Source organism: Devosia sp. ZB163 (genome assembly GCF_028613635.1).
In the GTDB taxonomy this organism is placed as follows: domain Bacteria; phylum Pseudomonadota; class Alphaproteobacteria; order Rhizobiales; family Devosiaceae; genus Devosia_A.
Window position 1 is genome coordinate 751,502 of the sequence record NZ_JAQRMY010000002.1, and the last position, 18,736, is coordinate 770,237.

General features: G+C 66.6%; 13 protein-coding genes. 5 read left to right on the plus strand and 8 right to left on the minus strand.

Going from position 1 to position 18,736, the window contains the following annotated elements; all coding sequences use genetic code 11:
- The first annotated feature begins 77 nt into the window (after positions 1–77).
- Both cckA and PRN20_RS11885 read left to right on the plus strand, forming a co-directional pair.
- Entirely contained in the window at positions 78–2,642 is a 2,565-nt protein-coding gene (gene cckA / locus PRN20_RS11880) for a cell cycle histidine kinase CckA (RefSeq protein WP_273957576.1), read from the plus strand.
- Between the two features lie 44 nt (positions 2,643–2,686).
- Entirely contained in the window at positions 2,687–3,865 is a 1,179-nt protein-coding gene (locus PRN20_RS11885; protein ID WP_273957577.1) for a class I SAM-dependent methyltransferase, read from the plus strand.
- A gap of 12 nt (positions 3,866–3,877) precedes the next feature.
- Here the strand turns inward: PRN20_RS11885 and PRN20_RS11890 are convergent, their stop codons facing one another.
- From PRN20_RS11890 to araD1, 5 genes are all read right to left on the minus strand, one after another.
- On the minus strand, positions 3,878–4,924 hold the full coding sequence (locus PRN20_RS11890; protein ID WP_273957578.1) for an aldo/keto reductase: 1,047 nt from the start codon (positions 4,922–4,924) through the stop codon (positions 3,878–3,880).
- A gap of 141 nt (positions 4,925–5,065) precedes the next feature.
- Complete coding sequence (locus PRN20_RS11895; RefSeq protein WP_273957579.1) at positions 5,066–6,364, minus strand: HlyD family type I secretion periplasmic adaptor subunit; 1,299 nt, start codon at positions 6,362–6,364, stop codon at positions 5,066–5,068.
- Entirely contained in the window at positions 6,357–8,072 is a 1,716-nt protein-coding gene (locus tag PRN20_RS11900; protein ID WP_273957580.1) for a type I secretion system permease/ATPase, read from the minus strand. Before PRN20_RS11900 ends, PRN20_RS11895 begins: the two co-directional genes overlap by 8 nt.
- Positions 8,073–8,309: 237 nt before the next feature.
- Positions 8,310–10,409: a calcium-binding protein gene (locus tag PRN20_RS11905; protein WP_273957581.1), complete on the minus strand. Its 2,100-nt coding sequence runs from the start codon at positions 10,407–10,409 to the stop codon at positions 8,310–8,312.
- A gap of 277 nt (positions 10,410–10,686) precedes the next feature.
- The gene (gene araD1, locus PRN20_RS11910; RefSeq protein ID WP_273957582.1) at positions 10,687–11,679 is read right to left on the minus strand and encodes an AraD1 family protein; all 993 of its coding nucleotides are present in this window, start codon (positions 11,677–11,679) and stop codon (positions 10,687–10,689) included.
- 297 nt (positions 11,680–11,976) lie between these two features.
- On the opposite strand from araD1, the gene recA reads away from it, so the two are divergent.
- Positions 11,977–13,014, plus strand: a complete 1,038-nt coding sequence (gene recA / locus PRN20_RS11915; RefSeq protein ID WP_443112554.1) for a recombinase RecA — start codon at positions 11,977–11,979, stop codon at positions 13,012–13,014.
- Between the two features lie 480 nt (positions 13,015–13,494).
- Here recA and PRN20_RS11920 read toward each other — a convergent pair whose 3' ends face one another.
- Positions 13,495–13,686: a hypothetical protein gene (locus PRN20_RS11920; RefSeq protein ID WP_273957585.1), complete on the minus strand. Its 192-nt coding sequence runs from the start codon at positions 13,684–13,686 to the stop codon at positions 13,495–13,497.
- An 83-nt stretch (positions 13,687–13,769) separates the two neighbouring features.
- Between PRN20_RS11920 and alaS the strand changes: the two genes are divergently transcribed.
- Both alaS and PRN20_RS11930 read left to right on the plus strand, forming a co-directional pair.
- Complete coding sequence (gene alaS / locus PRN20_RS11925; RefSeq protein WP_273957586.1) at positions 13,770–16,418, plus strand: alanine--tRNA ligase; 2,649 nt, start codon at positions 13,770–13,772, stop codon at positions 16,416–16,418.
- 186 nt (positions 16,419–16,604) lie between these two features.
- Positions 16,605–16,793 carry a hypothetical protein gene (locus tag PRN20_RS11930; protein WP_273957587.1) on the plus strand — a complete coding sequence of 63 codons (189 nt, stop codon included), beginning with the start codon at positions 16,605–16,607 and terminating at the stop codon, positions 16,791–16,793.
- On the opposite strand, the gene PRN20_RS11935 is transcribed toward PRN20_RS11930, so the two are convergent.
- Positions 16,790–17,737 (minus strand): DMT family transporter, encoded by a 948-nt coding sequence (locus PRN20_RS11935; protein WP_273957588.1) that lies wholly within the window; start codon positions 17,735–17,737, stop codon positions 16,790–16,792. The two genes, PRN20_RS11930 and PRN20_RS11935, sit on opposite strands and share 4 nt — an antisense overlap.
- A gap of 12 nt (positions 17,738–17,749) precedes the next feature.
- On the minus strand, positions 17,750–18,727 hold the full coding sequence (locus PRN20_RS11940; protein ID WP_273957590.1) for a DMT family transporter: 978 nt from the start codon (positions 18,725–18,727) through the stop codon (positions 17,750–17,752).
- Positions 18,728–18,736 lie beyond the last annotated feature (9 nt).

The following is an 18,736-nucleotide window of genomic DNA, read 5'->3' on the forward strand; positions in this document are numbered from 1 at the left end:
CTACCCAAGCGATAAACCCATTTGCTAGACCTCTAGAAAGCCGATTCGAAGCGATTTCCCCGAGGCCCCACCAGCGCATGGCCCCTCTGCCACTCGACGAGGACAACTACCCCAGTCCGCTAGTGAACCGTGGTCGCCCCGCCGCCGGGCTCTGGCGCGTCGTGGCGCTGGCCGGATTCTTCATTCTCGTTGCCGTTCTCATCGCCACGCTGGGCGATCAGCTCCCGGCCGATCTGATCCTCGTCTTCCTCGGGCTGCTCGCCGTGGTCGGCGTATTCTGCCTCTTCGCCATCGCAGCGGGCCTGTTCCGGTTCTCGGCCAGCGAGGATACCCAGACGCTGAGCCGCGCCGTGGTCGACAGCCTGCCGTTCGGAGCGGTGGTGACCGACCGGGACGGCAAGATCAGTTACGTCAACGCCCACTATGGCGAGTTCGCCGGCGGCGTCACGGATGGCGTGCCGGTCTCCGTGCCGCGCTTGTTCGCGGGCGAGCCGGAAGCCGCCGAAGCCATCTACCGCCTGGCGCGTGCCGCACGTGATGGCCGACCTGCGCTGGAGGACCTCCGTATCATCGGCGGCCTCGGCGGCTCGGTCGGCGGTTCGACCAAGCCCTTCTGGTACCGGGTCGGCGTCCGCGCGCTGCCCTCGATCGGCGAGGGTGGCAAGCCGCTCGTGCTTTGGACGGTCGAGGACATCACCCGCGACCGCGAACGGCAGGACCACGCCTTCATCGAGCTGCAGCGGGCTATCGACTACCTCGATCACGCGCCGGCCGGCTTCTTCTCGGCCGATGCGAAGGGCAGGGTGCAGTACCTCAACTCGACCCTGGCCGACTGGCTGGGCTATGACCTCGCCGAGTTCGAATCCACCGCCATCCGGCTCGACGACATCGTGCGCGGCGATGGCTCGACGCTGCTGATGCGCGGCCGCTCGGACGGCGAGATTCGCACCGAGATCATCGACATCGACCTCGTGCGCCGCAACGGCACCAGCTTTCCGGTTCGCCTGATGCATCGCGCCGCCCGCCTTGCCGATGGCGAGCTTGGCGAGACCCGGACTCTGGTTCTCGATCGCCGCCAGGGGGCGGACACGGAAGAGGCCCTGCGCGCTTCGGAAGTGCGTTTCTCGCGCTTCTTCAACGACACGCCGTTCGCCATTGCGACGCTCGACCAGTCGGGCCGCATCATCCGCACCAATGCGCCGTTCGGGCGCATCTTCGATTGGCATGGCGGCGAGAAGTCCATCGACATGCAGCCCATGGTGGAGCTGCTTGCCGAGGGCAACCGCGACGCCCTCCAGAAGGCCATAGCCGCCGCGCTCGCCAGCCGCTCGGAGATCGAGCCGGTGGACGCCCTCCTGGCCGGCACCAGCGATCACGCAGTCCGGCTCTATGTCTCCGGTTCCGAGACAGCCGAGGGCTCAGCCGAGCGGATCAACGTCTACGCACTGGATATGACCGAGCAGCGCAAGCTCGAGGCGCAGTTCGCCCAGGGCCAGAAGATGCAGGCCGTCGGCCAACTCGCGGGCGGCGTGGCACACGACTTCAACAACGTGCTCACCGCCATCATCGGTTTCGCCGACCTGCTGCTGTTGAAGCACAAGCCGGGTGATCCGAGCTTTGCCGACCTCATGTCGATCAAGAACAGCGCCAACCGCGCTGCCGGCCTGACGCGCCAGCTCCTCGCCTTCTCCCGCCGGCAGACGCTGCGCCCGCAGGTGCTCGAGGTGCCGGGCCATCTCGACGACCTGACGGTGCTGCTAAAGCGCCTGATCGGGGAGCAGATCACGCTCGGCGTCGAGCATTCGACGAACGTCTGGCCCGTGAAGGCCGATCTCGTGCAGCTCGAGCAGGTGGTGGTGAACCTCGTCGTCAACGCCCGCGACGCCATGCCGAACGGCGGCACCATCACGCTGCGCACCCGCAACGTCACCGAGCAGGAAGCGCAAGGTTTCACCTACACGGGCATGCCGCCGGCCGACTACGTGCTGATCGAGGTCGAGGATACCGGCACCGGCATGTCGCCCGAGATCCTCGAGAAAATCTTCGAGCCGTTCTTCTCGACCAAGGAACTCGGCAAGGGCACCGGCCTCGGTCTCTCGACGGTGTACGGCATCGTCAAGCAGAGCTCGGGCTTCATCTACACCGACTCCGTCGTCGGCAAGGGCACGACCTTCCGTATCTTCCTGCCGCGCCACGTGCCGACGGAAGGGGAAGTGCCGGTCAAGCAGGTCGCCGCCCCGGTCAAGGACCTTACGGGTCACGAGCGCATCCTGCTGGTCGAGGACGAGGACAGCGTCCGTGCCTTCTCCGCCCGTGCCTTGCGCACCACGGGCTACGAGGTCTTCGAGGCCGATTCCGGCGACGAGGCGCTCGATGTGCTCGACGAGCTGAACTACGAGATCGACCTCATGATCTCGGATGTTGTAATGCCCGAAATGGATGGGCCGACCCTGCTCACCAAGGTCCGCGAGCGCGTCCCCGACCTCAAGGTCATCTTCGTCTCCGGCTATGCCGAGGAGAATGTCCGCCAGGATATCGCGGACAACCAGAGCGTCGAGTTCCTGCCCAAGCCCTATTCGCTCGACCAGATCAACACCAAGGTGAAGGACGTGCTGGGCAAGGTGGATCTGGGCCAGGAGTAGCTGGGCGGTAGCGTTTCGGGCCGACCGGGCCTATATGGCTGGGCATGGATACCAGCCTGCCCAAACTCGACCAGTTTCTCGCCGCCGTCGAAGCCGCCACTACCGATGGTTCACTCGTGCGGCTGGCGCTGCGCATGCCGTTCGGCGCCGACGAGACGCTGAAGAGCGTCGATATCAAGCCCGCGACCATCCGCGATGCGCTGAAGCTCAGCTTTACCTTCCACCACAAGACCCGCGACCTGACCCAGAACCATCCGCCGGATGGTGCCATCGGGCAGCTCAAGCGCTTGATCGAAAAGGACTTTCGGCAGGCGTTCCTGTTCACGACCGGGTTCGACCTGGCCTATGACGCGCAGGGCAAGCAGCCCCGCCTGAAGCAGACCGAGGCGACGAGCAAGGCCCCCGCCACGCTGGAGCATGACCGCGAAAAGGCGAGGCCGATCAAGGCTGTAGAAGCGAACTGGCTGGCAGCGTTGGGCGTCACCGGCGCCGATGGGCAGGTGCTCAAGGCGGCGGGCGACAAGTTTCGGCAGATCAACCGCTACGTCGAGATTCTTGGACCATTGCTGAAGGCGATCCCGCCGGACCGGTTGAAGCGGGTGGTCGATATGGGGGCCGGCAAGGGCTACCTGACCTTCGCGGTCGCGGACTACTTGTGCCAGTTGGACCGGCAATCCACCGACGTTGTCGGTGTCGAATTCCGGCAGGATCTGGTGGACTTCTGCAACCGCACCGCGCAGGACTCAGAGATCGGCAACCTGAGCTTCGCGCAGGGCACGATCGAGAGCTTCGACTCAACCGGCGCCGACGCGCTGATCGCCCTCCATGCCTGCGACACGGCCACCGATGATGCCATCGCCAAGGGCATCGCCGCCGGAGCAGAGCTGATCGTCGTCGCGCCGTGCTGCCACAAGCAGATCCGCCGCGAGATGGAAGCGGCGCACCAGGGCACCGACCTCGATTTCGTCACCCGCCACGGCATCTTCCTCGAGCGCCAGGCCGAGATGGTCACCGACGCCATGCGCGCCATGATCCTCGAGCACTTCGGTTACTCGACCAAGGTCTTCGAGTTCATCTCGGACGTCCATACGCCCAAGAACGTCCTGATCGTCGGCACGAAGACGCGGCGTGGCAAGGATGCCGGCGCCCTCAAGCGCCTCGAGGCGGCGAAGGCCTATTTCGGCATCCGCCGCCACCATCTCGAGGACGCGCTCGGGCTGTAGCGCCCGGGAGTCTCAGGCCACGCGTCCGTTCGGTAACGGTGTACCCGCAACGACCAGCTTCTTGTCGGCCAGCGCGTCCCAGAAGGCGGCCGGGATCGACGTGTTCCACCACTTGAGGATGCCTTCGAGCTCGGCGGGCGATTTCGGACCGGTGAGGACCGAGACCACGACGTCGTCGGCGAGGCCGAACTGCAGCGCGGCGGCGCCGAGCGGGATATTGAACTCGTCGCAGACGGCGCGGAGGCCGCTGACCTTCTCGACGATGTGCGGCGGCGCCTTCTGGTAGGCGCCGTTGCTGGGCCCCCATACGTCCGTGCCCGCGAGAATGCCGGCAGCGAACGGACCGGCCGCGATCACCGACGTGCCGTGCGCCTTGCAGAGCGGGAACAGCGTCTCGAGCGGCGACTGCTCGATGAGGTTGTAGCGGTTGGCGATGAGGAATACGTCCCAGTTGCCGATGTCGAACGACTGGACGAGGGCCGGCACCTCGTTGACCCCGAGGCCGATGGCCTTGGCATCGCCGTTGCGCCGCAGCTCCTCGAGCGCCTTGTAGCCACCGCTCGCGAGGTCGGCCCAGTGCTTCTTGTTGCCTTCCTCGCCGTGGCTCTGCACGCCGATATCGTGGACGAGGAGGATTTCGACGTGTCCGAGGCCGAGGCGCTGCAGGCTCGCCTCGTAGGAGCGCATGACCCCGTCATAGGTGTAGTCGTACTTGATCTCGAACGGGAACGGATAGGTCCAGCCGCGCGGCACGGTACGGTCCGCTTCGGAACGGAGGGGACGCAGCAGGCGGCCGACCTTGGTGGAAATCGCGACGCCGTCCTGCCGGTAGCGCAGGGCATCGCCCATCAGGCGCTCGGAGCGTCCGTCGCCATAGTGGGGAGCAGTGTCGTAGTAGCCGATGCCGGCATCGAGCGCCGCCGTGACCGTGGCGCGCGCCTGATCGTCGGGAACCTCGTTGCCCATCATTCCGGCCAGCGTGGCGCCGCCGAGGCCAAGCTCGGTCATTTCGAGGTCGGTCCGTCCGACGCGGCGCTTCCTGAAGGCACTGGCGGTCATTCGTCTACTCTCCTTGGCGCCGTCCGGCCGGCGGCGGAAACTGACATGTTAGTTGGAAGGGGTAAAGCAGCCAGAGCGCCAAGTGGCAAGAGCGGCTGCGTTTTTCCCACCGGGAGACAGGCGGGATGCCCGCCGCAGACCTCAATCCTCGCGGAACGCGTGGCTCAGCTGCGCAGTCAGCGGTCCGAGCAGGTAGCTCAGCACTGTCCGGTCGGCCGTCCTGAGGAAGGCCTCGGCCGGCATGCCGGCGACGAGGTGCTGGCCTCGCGGCAGGCGACGCACCTCGGACTCCGGCAAGCCGATGCGCACCGAGAAATAGGCGATGCCGGTCGCCGGATCGCGAGACAGGTCCGGCGAGACGGAGTCGACCCGCGCCACGAGCTCGGGCGTGGTCCGCGCGTCGAGGCCGAGGAGACGGATCGTTGCTGTCTGGCCGATGGCGAGCTTGTCGACATCGAGTGGCGAGGCGCGTGCCTCGAGGACCAGCCGGTCGTTATTGGGAACCACCAGCATCAGCGTTTCGCCGGCCGACACGACCCCACCGACGGTGCGGACGATCGACTCGTGGACGGTGCCGGATTGCGGCGCACGGATCTCCAGCCGGGCCAATCGATCCTCGGCGGCGATCTTCTGCTGCATCAATTCGGCGACCTGCAACCCGACATCGCGCATCTCCTCGAGCACTCCGGAACGGAAAGTGGCGACCGTCTCGGCAAGTCTCGCGCGGTTGGCGGCAATGGCGGCGCGGGCAGACGCGATCTCGGCCGCGAGGCTGCCTGCCTCGCCTTCGAGCTGCGCAAGATCACGCTTCGCCGTCGTGACCTTGGCCTCGGGGACGAGGCCATCGCTGAAGAGCGTCTCGGCATCCGCCAGCTCGCCGGCGACAATGTCCGCCTGCGCCTTGACCGAAGCCTGCTGCGCTTCGAGGCCGGTGATCTGCTCGCCCAGTTGCGCGATCTGCTCCTCGATCTGGCCGTTGAACCCGGCCTGTGCCGCGGCGCGGCTCTGGCGCAGAGTGTCCTGTTCGACGACCAGCCGCCGCAGCGTATCGCGGTCGGGCCAGTCGTCCAGCGATCGCGGAAGCGTAACGGACGCGTTCCCGGTGCTCTCGGCGCGCAGGCGCGCTTCGAGCGCGAAGGCGCCGCTGAGTTGCGAGACGATCACGGCGAGGTTGGCCGCAACGGTCGTTCCGTCGAGGCGGAGCAGCGGCTGGCCGGCGCTGACCGGATCGCCGTCTTTCACCAGGATCTCGGTGACGACGCCCCCCTCGGGATGCTGCACGCGCTTGGTGCCCTCGATGGGGACGATGCTGCCCTGGGCGATCACCGCGCCCGCGATTTCGGTCGTGCCGGCCCAGCCTCCGAGCGCGGCGACGAAGATCGCGATTGCGGCGAGGCCGACGAGCGCATGGCGGCGGAGACTTCGGAGAGGATCAGCCACTGACGCGGACCCCTTCGATACGTGCGGCCGGCGTCGTCACCTGTCGCAGCACCTCGTCCTTGGCGCCGAAGGCCGCCTGCCGTCCTCCGACGAGGTAGAGCAGCCGGTCGCAGACCGCGATCGCGCTCGGCCGGTGGGCGATGACGATGACGATTGCCCCGCGCTCCCGGGCCTGGCGCAGTCCGGCGGTCATGGCATCGTCGCCGGCGAAGTCGAGGTTGGAGTTGGGCTCGTCGAGGACGAGGAGGAAGGGATCGCCGTAGAAGGCGCGGGCGAGCCCGATGCGCTGGCGCTGGCCGGCCGAGAGCGCGGCGCCACGGCTGCCGATCCGCGTCTCGTACCCGTCGGGCAGGGCGGCGATCATGTCGTGCACACTGGCCAGCCTCGCGGCCTTGAGGATGGTCTCGCTGTCTGCGTCGGACCGGAAACGGGCGATGTTTTCGGCCACCGTGCCATCGAACAGACCCACGGATTGCGGGAGGTAGCCGACGCGACGGCCAAGAAGACCGGGCTCGTAATGCGCGAGTTCCGAACCATCGAGCCGGATCTCGCCTGTGTATGCCGGCCACACGCCGACCAGCGCGCGTGCCAGCGATGTCTTCCCCGAACCCGACAGCCCGAGCACACCCATGGCCTCACCGGCCGCGAGTGAGAAGCTGACGCCTGAAACCAGTGGCGGGGCCTCCGGGCCGGGGCCGGTCGCGAGGTTGCGCACGTCGAGTCGCCGGTGCGGATCGGGCAGGGCCAATGCTCGCGGTGCGGCACTGGAAGACGCGACCACCGGTCCGATCCGCTTCAGCGCCTGTGTCGCGCTCACGAGCCCGCGCCAGTGCGCCACCACCTGCTCCACTGGAGCGAGCGCCCGCGACGTTACGATGGATGCTGCAATCATCAGGCCGGCCGAGAGCTCGCCGCGGATCACCAGCCACGCCCCGAGCGCGAGCACCGCCGACTGGAGCAGCAGGCGGAACGACTTGGTTACCGATGCATAGAGCGCGCCGATGTCCGCCGAGCGGTATTGCAGGCCGGAGACGACGGCCGACCGTGCCTGCCAGCGCGCCTTGATATCCTCGATCATGCCCATCGCGAAGATCGGCTCGGCATTGATGCGGGCGTCCTCGGCGAAGGCCTGCCGTGCGACCTGCGCCGTAGTGGCTTCGCTCGCCGGCCGCGCCGTAAGGCGCTCGTTGAAGACGAGCAGCAGGATGGCCGCCACCGCGCCACCAGTCGCCAGCCAGCCAAGCGCCGGATGGAAGAGGAAGACGATCAGCAGATAGACGGGCAGCCAGGGCAGGTCGAGCAGCGCCATCGGACCGGGGCTCGCCACATACTGCCGGATGGTATCGACGTCCCGCACCGGATCGGACCGCAGCCCCAGCGGCGAAAGGGCGAGCCTCAGCGAGGCCCGGAACGCCTCCGGCGCGAGATCCGCCTCGATCACCCCGGCGAAGCGCGCCGCCATGCGCGAGCGCAGCAGATCGATAAGGGCAAGAAAGCCATAGGTCGCAGCGACGAGCAGGAACAGGGCCACCAGCGTCGGCACCGAGCGGCTCGCCAGCACGCGGTCGTACACCTGCAGCATGAAGAGCGGGCCGGTGAGAACCAGGAGGTTCGCGGCAAAGCTCAGCACGCCCAGTGCAAGGATGGGAAGGCGGGTGCGCCTCACGAGGGCGCGGACGACGCTCGTCCGCCGGGCGCCGTTCGGCATGTCGTTACCCCGTCGCTAACCCGTTTCGGGCAACCGGCCACAGTCTCGGCATCGCAGGCGGCGGCCTGAACCGGTGACGGAGCGAGGGCAGCCATGTGCGCCATGCATGCGTGAACAGGCGCCGCCCACTAAAAAGCCCCGGAACGCGGAGTTCCGGGGCCAGTGACGGCACGGTGGCTGTGCCGCATTTTTCAGCAGGCGAGGTTTGGGGATCCCGCTGCCGAATTCGAATGCACGTCAGACGATCCAGTCAGAGGACGAAAGCAGCGACTCAAGTGTGGCGCCATTGAGTCCCAGCCGCAGGCTTTCCCCAGCCGCATCGGCCACCCGGATCTCGACGTGATAGCCGCTGCCATCCACATCGATGCCGAGGCTGTCGAACGTGTCGCCGCCCGTCGTTGCAGCCTCGTTGAAGGCAGCGAGGAAGGCGGAGGCTGAGGCAAAACGGGTGAGGCCGATATCGAGCCGGTCCCCCGACTTGAGCGAGAAATCCTCGATCGTGTCGCGCCCCGCCGAGAATACGAAGGTGTCCGCGCCGGAGCCGCCGTTGAGGAGATCGGTGCCGTCGCCGCCGAACAGCCGGTCGTTGCCCGCCTGTCCATAGAGCTCGTCGTCGCCTTCGCCGCCGGAGATGTAGTCGTTGCCGCCGCGCGCGAAGAACCGGTCGTCGCCTCCGAGGCCATAGAGCGAATTGGCCGCCTCATTGCCGGTGAAGCTGTTGGCCCGCTCGTTCCCGGTGCCGGTGGTGGCGGCGCTACCGGTGAGCTCCAGCGCCTCGCTGTCGGTGCCCAGCCTGAAGCTGTAGTCGGAGACGACGCGGTCGTAGCCATCGCCCGAGAGCACCACGTCGCGCGAGGAGCTGACGATGATGCGGTCGGCATCGTCAGTGCCGAAGTAGGTCGTCGGCAGGTCGGTGAGCGTCGAGGCCGCGACCGTGCCGTCCTTGAAGCGGAAGGCCTCGATGCCGCCGACGACGTCATAGGCGTCGCCCGGCTTGTGGACGACGAAGCGGCCGGAAATGTCGCGGGTGATGAGGTAGTCGTCGCCCTTGCCGGCATAGGAGAGGACATCCGTCCCCAGCCCGCCGTCGATCGTGTCGTTGCCGCCCGAGCCGATGACGAGGTCGTCGCCCTTTTCCGCATAGAGCAGGTCGCAGCCCTTGCCGCCGATGAGGATGTCGGCGCCGGCGCGGGCGCGGAAATAGGCGCCGTTGTCGGAAGCGACGAGCACCTCGCTCTTGTTGGTGCCGGCGACGGTCTGGAACGTGACCTTGTTCCCGTCCGGATAGGTCGGTGCGCCGTAGCTCGTGCCCTCGTCGTTGATGAACAGCGTTGGCGACAGGTAGGTGGCTTCGAGTTCGGTTCGGACCGAGCTCAGCACCTCGATGACGTTGCCGTGGTCGGGGCCGCCATGCAGGTTGATGTCGCGGTTGGTCTCGCGCAGCTGGATCCGGTTGTTGGCCTCGCTGGTCCAGCTGGCGAAGAGCACGGCGTGGCGGGTGTCGAAGGCCTCGAGGCCGACGAGTTCGCTGTCGTAGGTGGCCTTGAGCTGGAAGGCATAGCCGTTGCCGCCGTCGCCCTTGTTGACCGCGCCGTCCACCGAGAGGTTCGAGGCCTCGAGGAAGATCGACTGCGCCACGGTGAAGCCGTTGGAGGGCGCGTTGTCGACGGCGATGTCGAACAGCTTCGCATGGCTGGTACCGGACAGCGAGATGACGTTCGAGCGGCCGAAGCTCGAGCTGACGTTGCTGAAGTCGCCGGGGTCCTGCTCGGCGAGGCCGGATTCCACCGAGAAGCCGCCGAGCCGCACGTTCTCGGCGACCTCGATCTTCTGGATCGAGGCGATGGTGGAGAAGTCGAAGGCGAGGCCGTTGGTCAGCCGCACGGTATTGCCGTGGACCGAGGCCACTTCCACCATCGAGGTGCGCAGCGGCTTGTCCTCGCGCCACTCGGTGTCGCCGATCGAGTCGAGATATTCGTCCGTGTTCTCGAGCTCGACCCACAGCACGTCGCCGGTCTCGATACCCGTGGCATCGTCGAGCCGGAGGTACATCGAGCCTTCCGCGGCGGATTCGGAGAGGCCGAACTCGCCCGAGTAGCGCGGCACGTCGATCTCGCCGCCGACCTGGAAGGCGCCGCCGGAACGGGCGCTGCCCACGAGGTTGATGGTGGTGTGCCCGGAGCCGGTGCCCATCACGGTGACGTCGTCGCGGTCGATGACCACGGTGCGGTCGAACTCGAACTGCCCGGCACCGAGAAGGATGGTTTCGCCCGCCGGAGCGGAGTCAATAATGGCCTGCAGCGCGGCTGCGCTGGTCGATGCGGATACGGTGATCATGAGGGAGGTGCCTTTCGCTAAGCTGTTGGACTTGTGGCGCGAATGCCTCCCTTTGCATCGCGACGGCAGTGTTCCCACGGAGCGCGCTAATCCCGGCTGAGGCCGATGGTTTGGATTTTCGGCAAATGCCGACGATCCGCGGAACACCCGAAGCACGCCCGCCAAATCGGGCGAGGAGGGGGCGAGCGGAGAAATCGGCTGGGGAAAGGTCGTCGGAAACGAAACGAGCCGGGCAGGGGCCCGGCTCGCTGGATGCTTCGTGCTGTGACGCTTGCGCCTAGAGCTGGCGCACCGCGAACGGCTTGTCCTTGTCCCAGGCCACCGAGTTCCTGAGCGGCAGGCCGAACTGGGCCTCCTCGATCTCGAACACGTCGCCGGCCTCGGTCTTGATGCCGTCGGCAAAGCTCAGCGTCGCCGTGCCGAACATGTGCACGTGGATGTCGCCGGGCTGGCGGAACAGGTCGTACTTGAAGTGGTGATGCTCGAGGTTGGCGATGGTGTGGCTCATGTTGTCCTCACCCGAGAGGAACGGCTTCTCCCACAGCACCTTGCCGTCGCGCAGGATGCGCGACATGCCCGAAACGTTCCGCGGCAGCTCGCCGACGCGCAGTTCGGGTCCGAACGAGCACCAGCGCAGCTTCGAATGGGCGAGGAACAGATAGTTTACCCGCTCGGTCACGTGGTCCGAGAACTCGTTGCCGAGTGCGAAGCCGAGCCGGAAGGGCGTGCCGTCCTTGCCGATATAGTAGATGCCGGCGATCTCGGGCTCCTCGCCCGCGTCCTTGGCGAAGGCCGGCGACGGAATCGGCTGGCCCGGCCCGGCGACGATGTTGCCGTTGCCCTTGTAGAACCACTCCGGCTGCACGCCGGTCTGTCCCGGAGCGGGCTTGCCGCCCTCGAGGCCCATGCGGAACATCTTCATGGAGTCGGTCAGCGGCGCCTCGGCGGCCTGCTGGTTCGACTTGTGCATGGCGTCGCGGGTCGAGGCCGAACCCAGATGGGTGAGCCCGGTGCCGGTGACGTAGAGATGCGCCGTATCCGGATGATCGACGGGGGCGAGCAGGCGGCCTTCGGCGGCCAGCTTCTGCTTGTCCACGGTGGCGCCCAGGCCCTTCTCGATCACCACTTCGCGCAGGGAGAGGCCGCGTTCGGCGGCTTCCTTGGCCAGCGCGTAGACGCTGGGCGCCCCGGTGACGACGCTGGTCGTGCCGCCTTCGGTCACGGCCACGGCCCGGCTGCCGCGCTCGTCGGTGAACTGGATCAGATGCATGACGTCCTCGTCCCCTCGCTGTCAGGTCGGCGCCCTATAGCGCGCCTCGCCGCCGAATGCATTTGGATTTTGGATGTAGATCACCAAGACGGGTGATTAAGCGGCGTCCGTCGCGAATCGCGTACTGCCGGTGAGTAAGGCACAGCGAATTTACCCCCTTGACGATTTGGAAACGAAATGAGAACAAAGTAAGCACATTAGATGGACATTAATCGGTTTGCGCGGCGCGGACCGAAGTGGAATAAGGGGAGACCTGTTATGGCTGCTGCAGCGCCTCTGCGCGTGATTGAGGGATCGATGGATAAGGAAAAGGCTCTGGCGGCTGCCCTGAGCCAGATCGAGCGGAACTTCGGTAAAGGCTCGGTCATGCGTTTCGACGCCAACGCGATCCAGCAGGTCGAGGCCATCTCGACCGGGTCGCTCGGTCTCGATATCGCGCTGGGCATCGGTGGCCTGCCGCGCGGCCGCATCGTCGAGGTGTTCGGGCCGGAGAGCTCGGGCAAGACGACGCTGGCACTGCATGTGGTGGCCGAGGCGCAGAAGAATGGCGGCATCGCTGCCTTCATCGACGCCGAGCACGCACTCGATCCGGTCTATGCCCGCAAGCTCGGCGTGAAGGTCGATGACCTGCTGATCTCCCAGCCCGATACCGGCGAGCAGGCTCTCGAGATCGCCGACACGCTGGTGCGTTCCGGCGCCATCGACGTCCTGGTCGTGGATTCGGTCGCCGCGCTGACGCCCAAGGCCGAGCTCGAAGGCGAGATGGGCGATTCGATGCCGGGTCTGCAGGCTCGTCTCATGAGCCAGGCCATGCGCAAGCTCACCGGCTCGATCTCCAAGTCGAAGGCGATGGTGATCTTCATCAACCAGATCCGCATGAAGATCGGCGTGATGTACGGCTCGCCCGAAACCACCACGGGCGGCAACGCCCTCAAGTTCTACTCCTCGGTCCGCCTCGACATCCGCCGCATCGGCGCGATCAAGGAGCGCGAGGAAGTCATCGGCAACCAGACCCGCGTCAAGGTGGTCAAGAACAAGCTGGCCCCGCCGTTCCGGCAGGTCGAGTTCGACATCATGTATGGTGAGGGCATCTCCAAGACCGGCGAACTGCTCGACCTGGGCGTGAAGTCCGGTATCGTCGAAAAGTCCGGCGCCTGGTTCTCCTACGACAGCCAGCGGCTCGGGCAGGGGCGTGAAAACTCCCGCCAGTTCCTCAGGGACAACCCGCAGATCGCCGACCAGATCGAAAAGGGTGTCCGCGAGAGCTCCGGCGTCCTCTCCGAGGCACTCCTCACCGGCCCGGAAAGCGATGATGGCGACGAAGGCGAACCGTGATCGGTTCGCCGCAGGCTAGGGTTCAAGGGCGCCTCCGGGCGCCCTTTGCTTTTGGGCCTTCTCCGGAATGACGGCCGATAGGTTGAACTCAATCCGACCCATCCACGGCCGGTAGCTTGAACGCGAACCGCGCCCCACGCTCCTCTGCACCTCCCCCTGGACGGGGGAGGCCGGGTGGGGGTGCGCACCACGCTCATGGCCCGCAGCAGGCACGCTCGCCCCACCGACTTATCCCCACGCACAACCACCCGGCCTATCCTCCCCAACGCGCAACCAGCGCCAGCGGAGAGATGGGTCCGCGGGTCAAGCCCGCGGATGACGGCGCGTTTTTTGCCGGCATCGCGCGTATTGCCCGCAGACTTTGCATCAGCCTCGCACCGAACAAGCCTCCACCCTCCGTCGTCCCCGGGCTTGACCCGGGGACCCATGCGATGGTGCGGCTCCGTCACTGCTCGAAGCGCCGGCCCACGCCACCGCCCCCTAGATGCTCCCCGTATGCTCTTCCGGTGTCTCGATCGTGCGGAGCCATTTGACCGACTTGATCTCCCAGGCCGGGTCCTTGGACCGCAGCAGTGCGAGCAGGCCGGGCGGGTGGCCGGCGCCGTAGTGGCCGGGCAGGACGGCGAACTTCGCGGCAAATCTGTCGGCGCTGCCGGTACGTGTGCTGGACATCACGGCAACCCCCGCGATAGAAGGCGTTTCCTGTTTTTGCTGGCGAGGCGCAGGCCTCGCCTTTTCTCTGTAAGAGACCCGTCATGACGAGCATGAACGATATCCGGTCGAGCTTCCTCTCCTACTTCGTGAAGAACGGCCATGAGGCAGTCCCTTCGAGCCCGCTGGTTCCGCGGAACGATCCGACGCTGATGTTCACCAATGCCGGCATGGTGCAGTTCAAGAACGTCTTCACCGGCGTCGAAAAGCGCGACTATGTGCGCGCGACGACGTCGCAGAAATGCGTGCGGGCCGGCGGCAAGCACAACGACCTCGACAATGTCGGCTACACCGCCCGCCACCACACCTTCTTCGAGATGCTCGGCAACTTCTCGTTCGGCGACTACTTCAAGGAGCACGCGATCGAACTGGCCTGGAACCTGCTCACCAAGGAGTGGGGCCTGCCCAAGGACAAGCTGACCGCGACGATCTACGAAGACGACGACGAGGCCATGGCGCTCTGGAAGAAGATCGCCGGCCTGCCCGAGGATCGCATCGTGCGGCTCGGGGCCAAGTCGAACTTCTGGCAGATGGGCGACACCGGCCCCTGCGGTCCGTGCTCGGAAATCTTCTACGACCACGGCGACAAGTACTGGGGCGGCCCTCCGGGCTCGCCCGAGGAAGACGGCGATCGCTTCGTCGAGATTTGGAACCTCGTGTTCATGCAGTACGAGCAGTTCGCCGACGGCTCGCGCGTCAGCCTGCCCAAGCCATCGGTGGATACCGGCTCGGGCCTCGAGCGCGTCGCCGCGGTGATGCAGGGCACGAACAACAACTACGAGATCGACCTGTTCCGCTCGCTCATTTCGTCGACGCAGAACGCGGTCGGCTACAATGACGACCCCAAGAACCCGAGCCTGCGCGTGATCGCCGATCACCTGCGCTCGATGAGCTTCCTCATCGCCGAAGGCGTGCTGCCCTCGAACGAGGGTCGCGGCTATGTGCTGCGCCGCATCATGCGCCGTGCCATGCGCCACGCGACGCTGCTCGGGGCCGAGGAGCCGGTGATCCACAAGATCGTCCCGACGCTGGTCAAGGAGATGGGCCAGGCGTACCCCGAACTCGTCCGCGGCGAGCAGATGATCGAGGAGACGGTGCGTCTCGAGGAGCAGCGCTTCCTCAAGACGCTGAGCCGCGGCCTCCAGATCCTCGACGAGGCGAGCGCCGATCTCAAGCAGGGCGACATGCTCGAGGGCGTCACCGCCTTCAAGCTCTACGACACCTACGGCTTCCCGCTCGACCTCACGCAGGACGCGCTGCGCAACCGCGGCATCAATGTCGACCTCTCGGGCTTCGAGGACGCGATGGCCCGCCAGCGCGCCGAGGCGCGCAAGAGCTGGGCTGGCTCCGGCGAGGTCGGCGAAGACAAGGTGTGGTTCGCGGTCGCCGACAAGGTCGGCCCGACCGAGTTCCTCGGCTACGAGACCGAAACGGCCGAAGGCGTGGTCACCGCGCTGGTCAAGGGCGGCCAGATCGTCGACGAGCTCAAGGCCGGCGACGAGGGCTATGTCGTCGTCAACCAGACGCCGTTCTATGGCGAGAGCGGCGGCCAGGTGGGCGATACCGGTGTGATCACCGGCGACGGCAGCGCCGCCGACGTGCTCGACACGGTCAAGAACAGCGGCGTCTTCGGTCACCGCGTGAAGGTCACGGCCGGCTCGCTCAAGGTAGGGGCGCCGCTCCTCCTCGTGGTCGATCACTCGCGCCGCAGCGCCATCCGCGCCAACCACTCGGCGACGCACCTGCTGCACGAGGCGCTCCGCCTGGTGCTGGGCGATCACGTCGCGCAGAAGGGCTCGCTGGTTTCGCCCGATCGGCTGCGCTTCGACTTCGTCCACACCAAGCCGCTCACGCCGCAGGAACTTGCCGAAGTCGAGGACATCGCCAACGACATCGTGTTGCAGAACTCGGCTGTCGAGACGCGCCTGATGGGCGTCGAGGAAGCCAAGGAATCCGGCGCCCGCGCTCTGTTCGGCGAGAAGTATGGCGACGAAGTGCGCGTCGTCTCGATGGGCGACCCGACGGGTAACGCGGTCGGCTGGTCGGTCGAGCTCTGTGGTGGCACGCATGTGCGCCGCACCGGCGACATAGGGCTCATCACCGTGCTCAGCGATTCCGGCGTTGCCGCCGGCGTGCGCCGCCTCGAGGCGCTGACCGCCAAGGGTGCGCGCACCCATGCCCGCGCCAACGCCAACATCGTCGGCAGCGCCGCCGAAGTGCTGCGCGTCGGCCCGCACGAACTCATCGGCCGCATCGAGGTGCTGCAGGACAACCTCAAGAAGTCCGAGCGCGCCCTGAGCGAGGCCAACAAGAAGCTGGCGCTCGGCGGCGGCACCGCTGGCGCAGGCGCCGCGGCCCCGGCGGACGAGACCGTGAACGGCATCATCTATGTCGGCCGTACCGTCGAGGGCGTTTCGCCCAAGGACGTGAAGGGCCTCGTGGATGCCGAAAAGAAGCGGATCGGTTCGGGTGTCGTTACGGTCGTGCTGAAGGGCGAGGATGGTCGCGGCACCGTGGCCGTGGGCGTCACCGACGACCTGACGGGCAGGTACTCGGCCGGCGACCTGATCAAGCTCGCGACGGCAGCGCTGGGTGGACAGGGCGGCGGCGGCCGTCCCGACATGGCCCAGGGCGGCGGACCGGACGGCGCCAAGGCTGCCGACGCCATCGCCGCGGTGCGCGGCGGGCTCTAGTCGCAAGGGCCGTCGCCGTGGCCACGCTCGATCGATCCTTCGGTCGGGAAGCGTTCGGCGACGACCCGGCGAACTACGACGCGGCGCGTCCGGGCTATCCGGATGCGACCTGGCACGCCCTGTCTCGACGCCGCGGCCCGTACGAGCGACTTCGCTGCGGCCGGCTTTCGAGCCGACGAACCGGAGATGATCCAGGACGCTGGCGCTCGACCCGGAGGCGGTGCGGCGGCTCTATGCACCTACTCGAACGTCACGGCGCTGCCATCGGTCGATCGTGAACAGTTGCTCGATGGCCTCGCGGAGGTGGCGCAGCGGCAGTTCGGCGGGTGCGTCGAGCGCAACCTCTCGACCGCCATCTACACGGCGCGGCGCTAGACCGGATCAGGGCCGGGGCCGTCGAACCCGCTCGGCTCGGGCTGGTCGCGCCGCGCACGGTATTCGGCCCAGCGTCCTGCGATACGGGCCCGCGCTCCGTCGATGAAGATGTTGCCGATGCCGGCGGCGACGACCAGGGTGAGGCCCACCAGCCCGACAGCGTCCGGCGCCTCCTCGAAGAACAGCGCCCCGAACAGCAGTGCCCAGACGATCTGGCTGTACTGCATCGGCGCCACGCGGCTCGCTGGCGCGAGGGTAACCGCCGCGATCTGCAGCAGGTAGCCGATGCCGCCCAGCACGCCGCAGACGAGGAGGCCGCCGAGCAGCATCCAGCCGGGCCAGATGGCGCCAAAGATGACGAGGCCGATGGCATTGGCGATCAGCGTGAGCAGGCCGGGAAGGGCGAACAGCGTGACCTTGCGCTCCTCGCCCGAGATAAGGCGCATCGCCGTCACCGAGATGGCGGCACTGATGGCGCAGCCGAAGGCGGTGATGTGGCCCAGCTCAATCTCCTTGAACCCCGGGCGGACGACGATCAGGACGCCGACGAAGCTGATGATGGCCAGAGCCCAGCGCTCTAGACCAACGCGTTCGCGCAGAACGACCACGGAGAGGACGATCGTCATCACCGGGATGAGGAAGACGAGGCTGTAGGCTTCAGCCAGCGGAATGGTGACGAAGGAATAGGTGATCAGCATCGCGCTGGCGGTGCGGCAGACGGCGATGAGGCCCATCAGCCACGGGCGGCGCAGCTTGAACGTATCGCGCCAGCGCTCATCGGCGGGCTTGGAGAACAGCGCAGGGATTACCGAGAACAGCGTGGTGAAGAAGCCGATCTCGAACACGCTGAGTTCGCCGCCGAGCCCTTTCACCATGGCATCGGCGATCGAATAGACGGCGTAGGCGGTGAGGGCGGTGAGCACCCCCAGGGACGTAGGCGACAAGGAACGAAGCATCTACTTGCTGGCCACCGTCGCGTCGTTCTTGGCCACAGCGGACGGAAGCTTCGCATCTTCCCCGAGCGGCGGACTGACCTCGGAGACGGCGCTCGCCGGCCCGAAGACCGACAGTCGCGAGAAGATGCGGATCCGGGTCTCGTCCGACATCACGTTGAGGATGCCGCCAAAGGCGACGACGACGAGGCCGCAATAGCCAATGGCGTCAGGATACTCGGCGTAGAACAGGGCGCCGAAGGCGATGGCCCAGGCGATCTGGCTGTATTGCGCCGGCGCGATCAGGCTTATCGGCGCGCTGCGGGTGGCGGCAATGAAGATGATGTTTCCGGTGCCGCCCAGGGCGCCGATCAGCAGCAGGAAGGCGAACTCCTGCGGGCTCGGCCAGTTGAAGCCGGCGACCACCATCAGGACGGAATTCACCACCACGACATAGCCCAATGGCAGGCCGAGCAGGGTGACCCGCTTCTCGACCGGCGCCACCTTGCGCAGCGCGGTGGTGGCGATACCGCCCATCAGCGCGGCGCCCAAGGCTGCCAGATGGCCGAGCTGCAGCTCACGGAAGCCCGGCCGGACGACCAGCAGCACACCGCAGAAGGTTGCACCCAGGAAGAGCCAGCGCTGCCACGTGACCGTCTCTCCGAGATAGGTGCGGGAGAGCGCTACCACGAAGATCGGCGCGAGGAAGGCGATGGAATAGGCCTCGGCCAGCGGAATGTGGGTGAAGGCGTAGATGATGCAGAGGTTGCCGATCACACCCGCGATGCTGCGCAGATGCACGAGGTAGGGATGGCGCATGCGATGCATGTGCCGCCAGTGCTCGCCCTTGGGCTTGGTGAAGATCGCCGGAATGAAGGAAAACAGCGCCGTCCAGAAGGCTATCTCGAAGACGGAAAGGCTGGTGCCGAACCCTTTGATGATGGCGTCGCAACAGGAATAGAGGAAATAGGCAAAAAGCGCGTACGCGACGCCGACGGGCATCTCAATGGG

Bases quoted from the DNA above. Each gene is read 5' to 3' on its own strand.
- PRN20_RS11940 (WP_273957590.1), bottom strand. From the start codon at position 18,727: ATGCCCGTCGGCGTCGCGTACGCGCTTTTTGCCTATTTCCTCTATTCC.
- PRN20_RS11885 (WP_273957577.1), top strand. From the start codon at position 2,687: ATGGATACCAGCCTGCCCAAACTCGACCAGTTTCTCGCCGCCGTCGAA.
- alaS (WP_273957586.1), top strand. From the start codon at position 13,770: ATGACGAGCATGAACGATATCCGGTCGAGCTTCCTCTCCTACTTCGTG.
- PRN20_RS11930 (WP_273957587.1), top strand. From the start codon at position 16,605: ATGATCCAGGACGCTGGCGCTCGACCCGGAGGCGGTGCGGCGGCTCTA.
- PRN20_RS11920 (WP_273957585.1), bottom strand. From the start codon at position 13,686: ATGTCCAGCACACGTACCGGCAGCGCCGACAGATTTGCCGCGAAGTTC.
- recA (WP_443112554.1), top strand. From the start codon at position 11,977: ATGGATAAGGAAAAGGCTCTGGCGGCTGCCCTGAGCCAGATCGAGCGG.
- araD1 (WP_273957582.1), bottom strand. From the start codon at position 11,679: ATGCATCTGATCCAGTTCACCGACGAGCGCGGCAGCCGGGCCGTGGCC.
- PRN20_RS11905 (WP_273957581.1), bottom strand. From the start codon at position 10,409: ATGATCACCGTATCCGCATCGACCAGCGCAGCCGCGCTGCAGGCCATT.
- PRN20_RS11900 (WP_273957580.1), bottom strand. From the start codon at position 8,072: ATGCCGAACGGCGCCCGGCGGACGAGCGTCGTCCGCGCCCTCGTGAGG.
- PRN20_RS11890 (WP_273957578.1), bottom strand. From the start codon at position 4,924: ATGACCGCCAGTGCCTTCAGGAAGCGCCGCGTCGGACGGACCGACCTC.
- cckA (WP_273957576.1), top strand. From the start codon at position 78: ATGGCCCCTCTGCCACTCGACGAGGACAACTACCCCAGTCCGCTAGTG.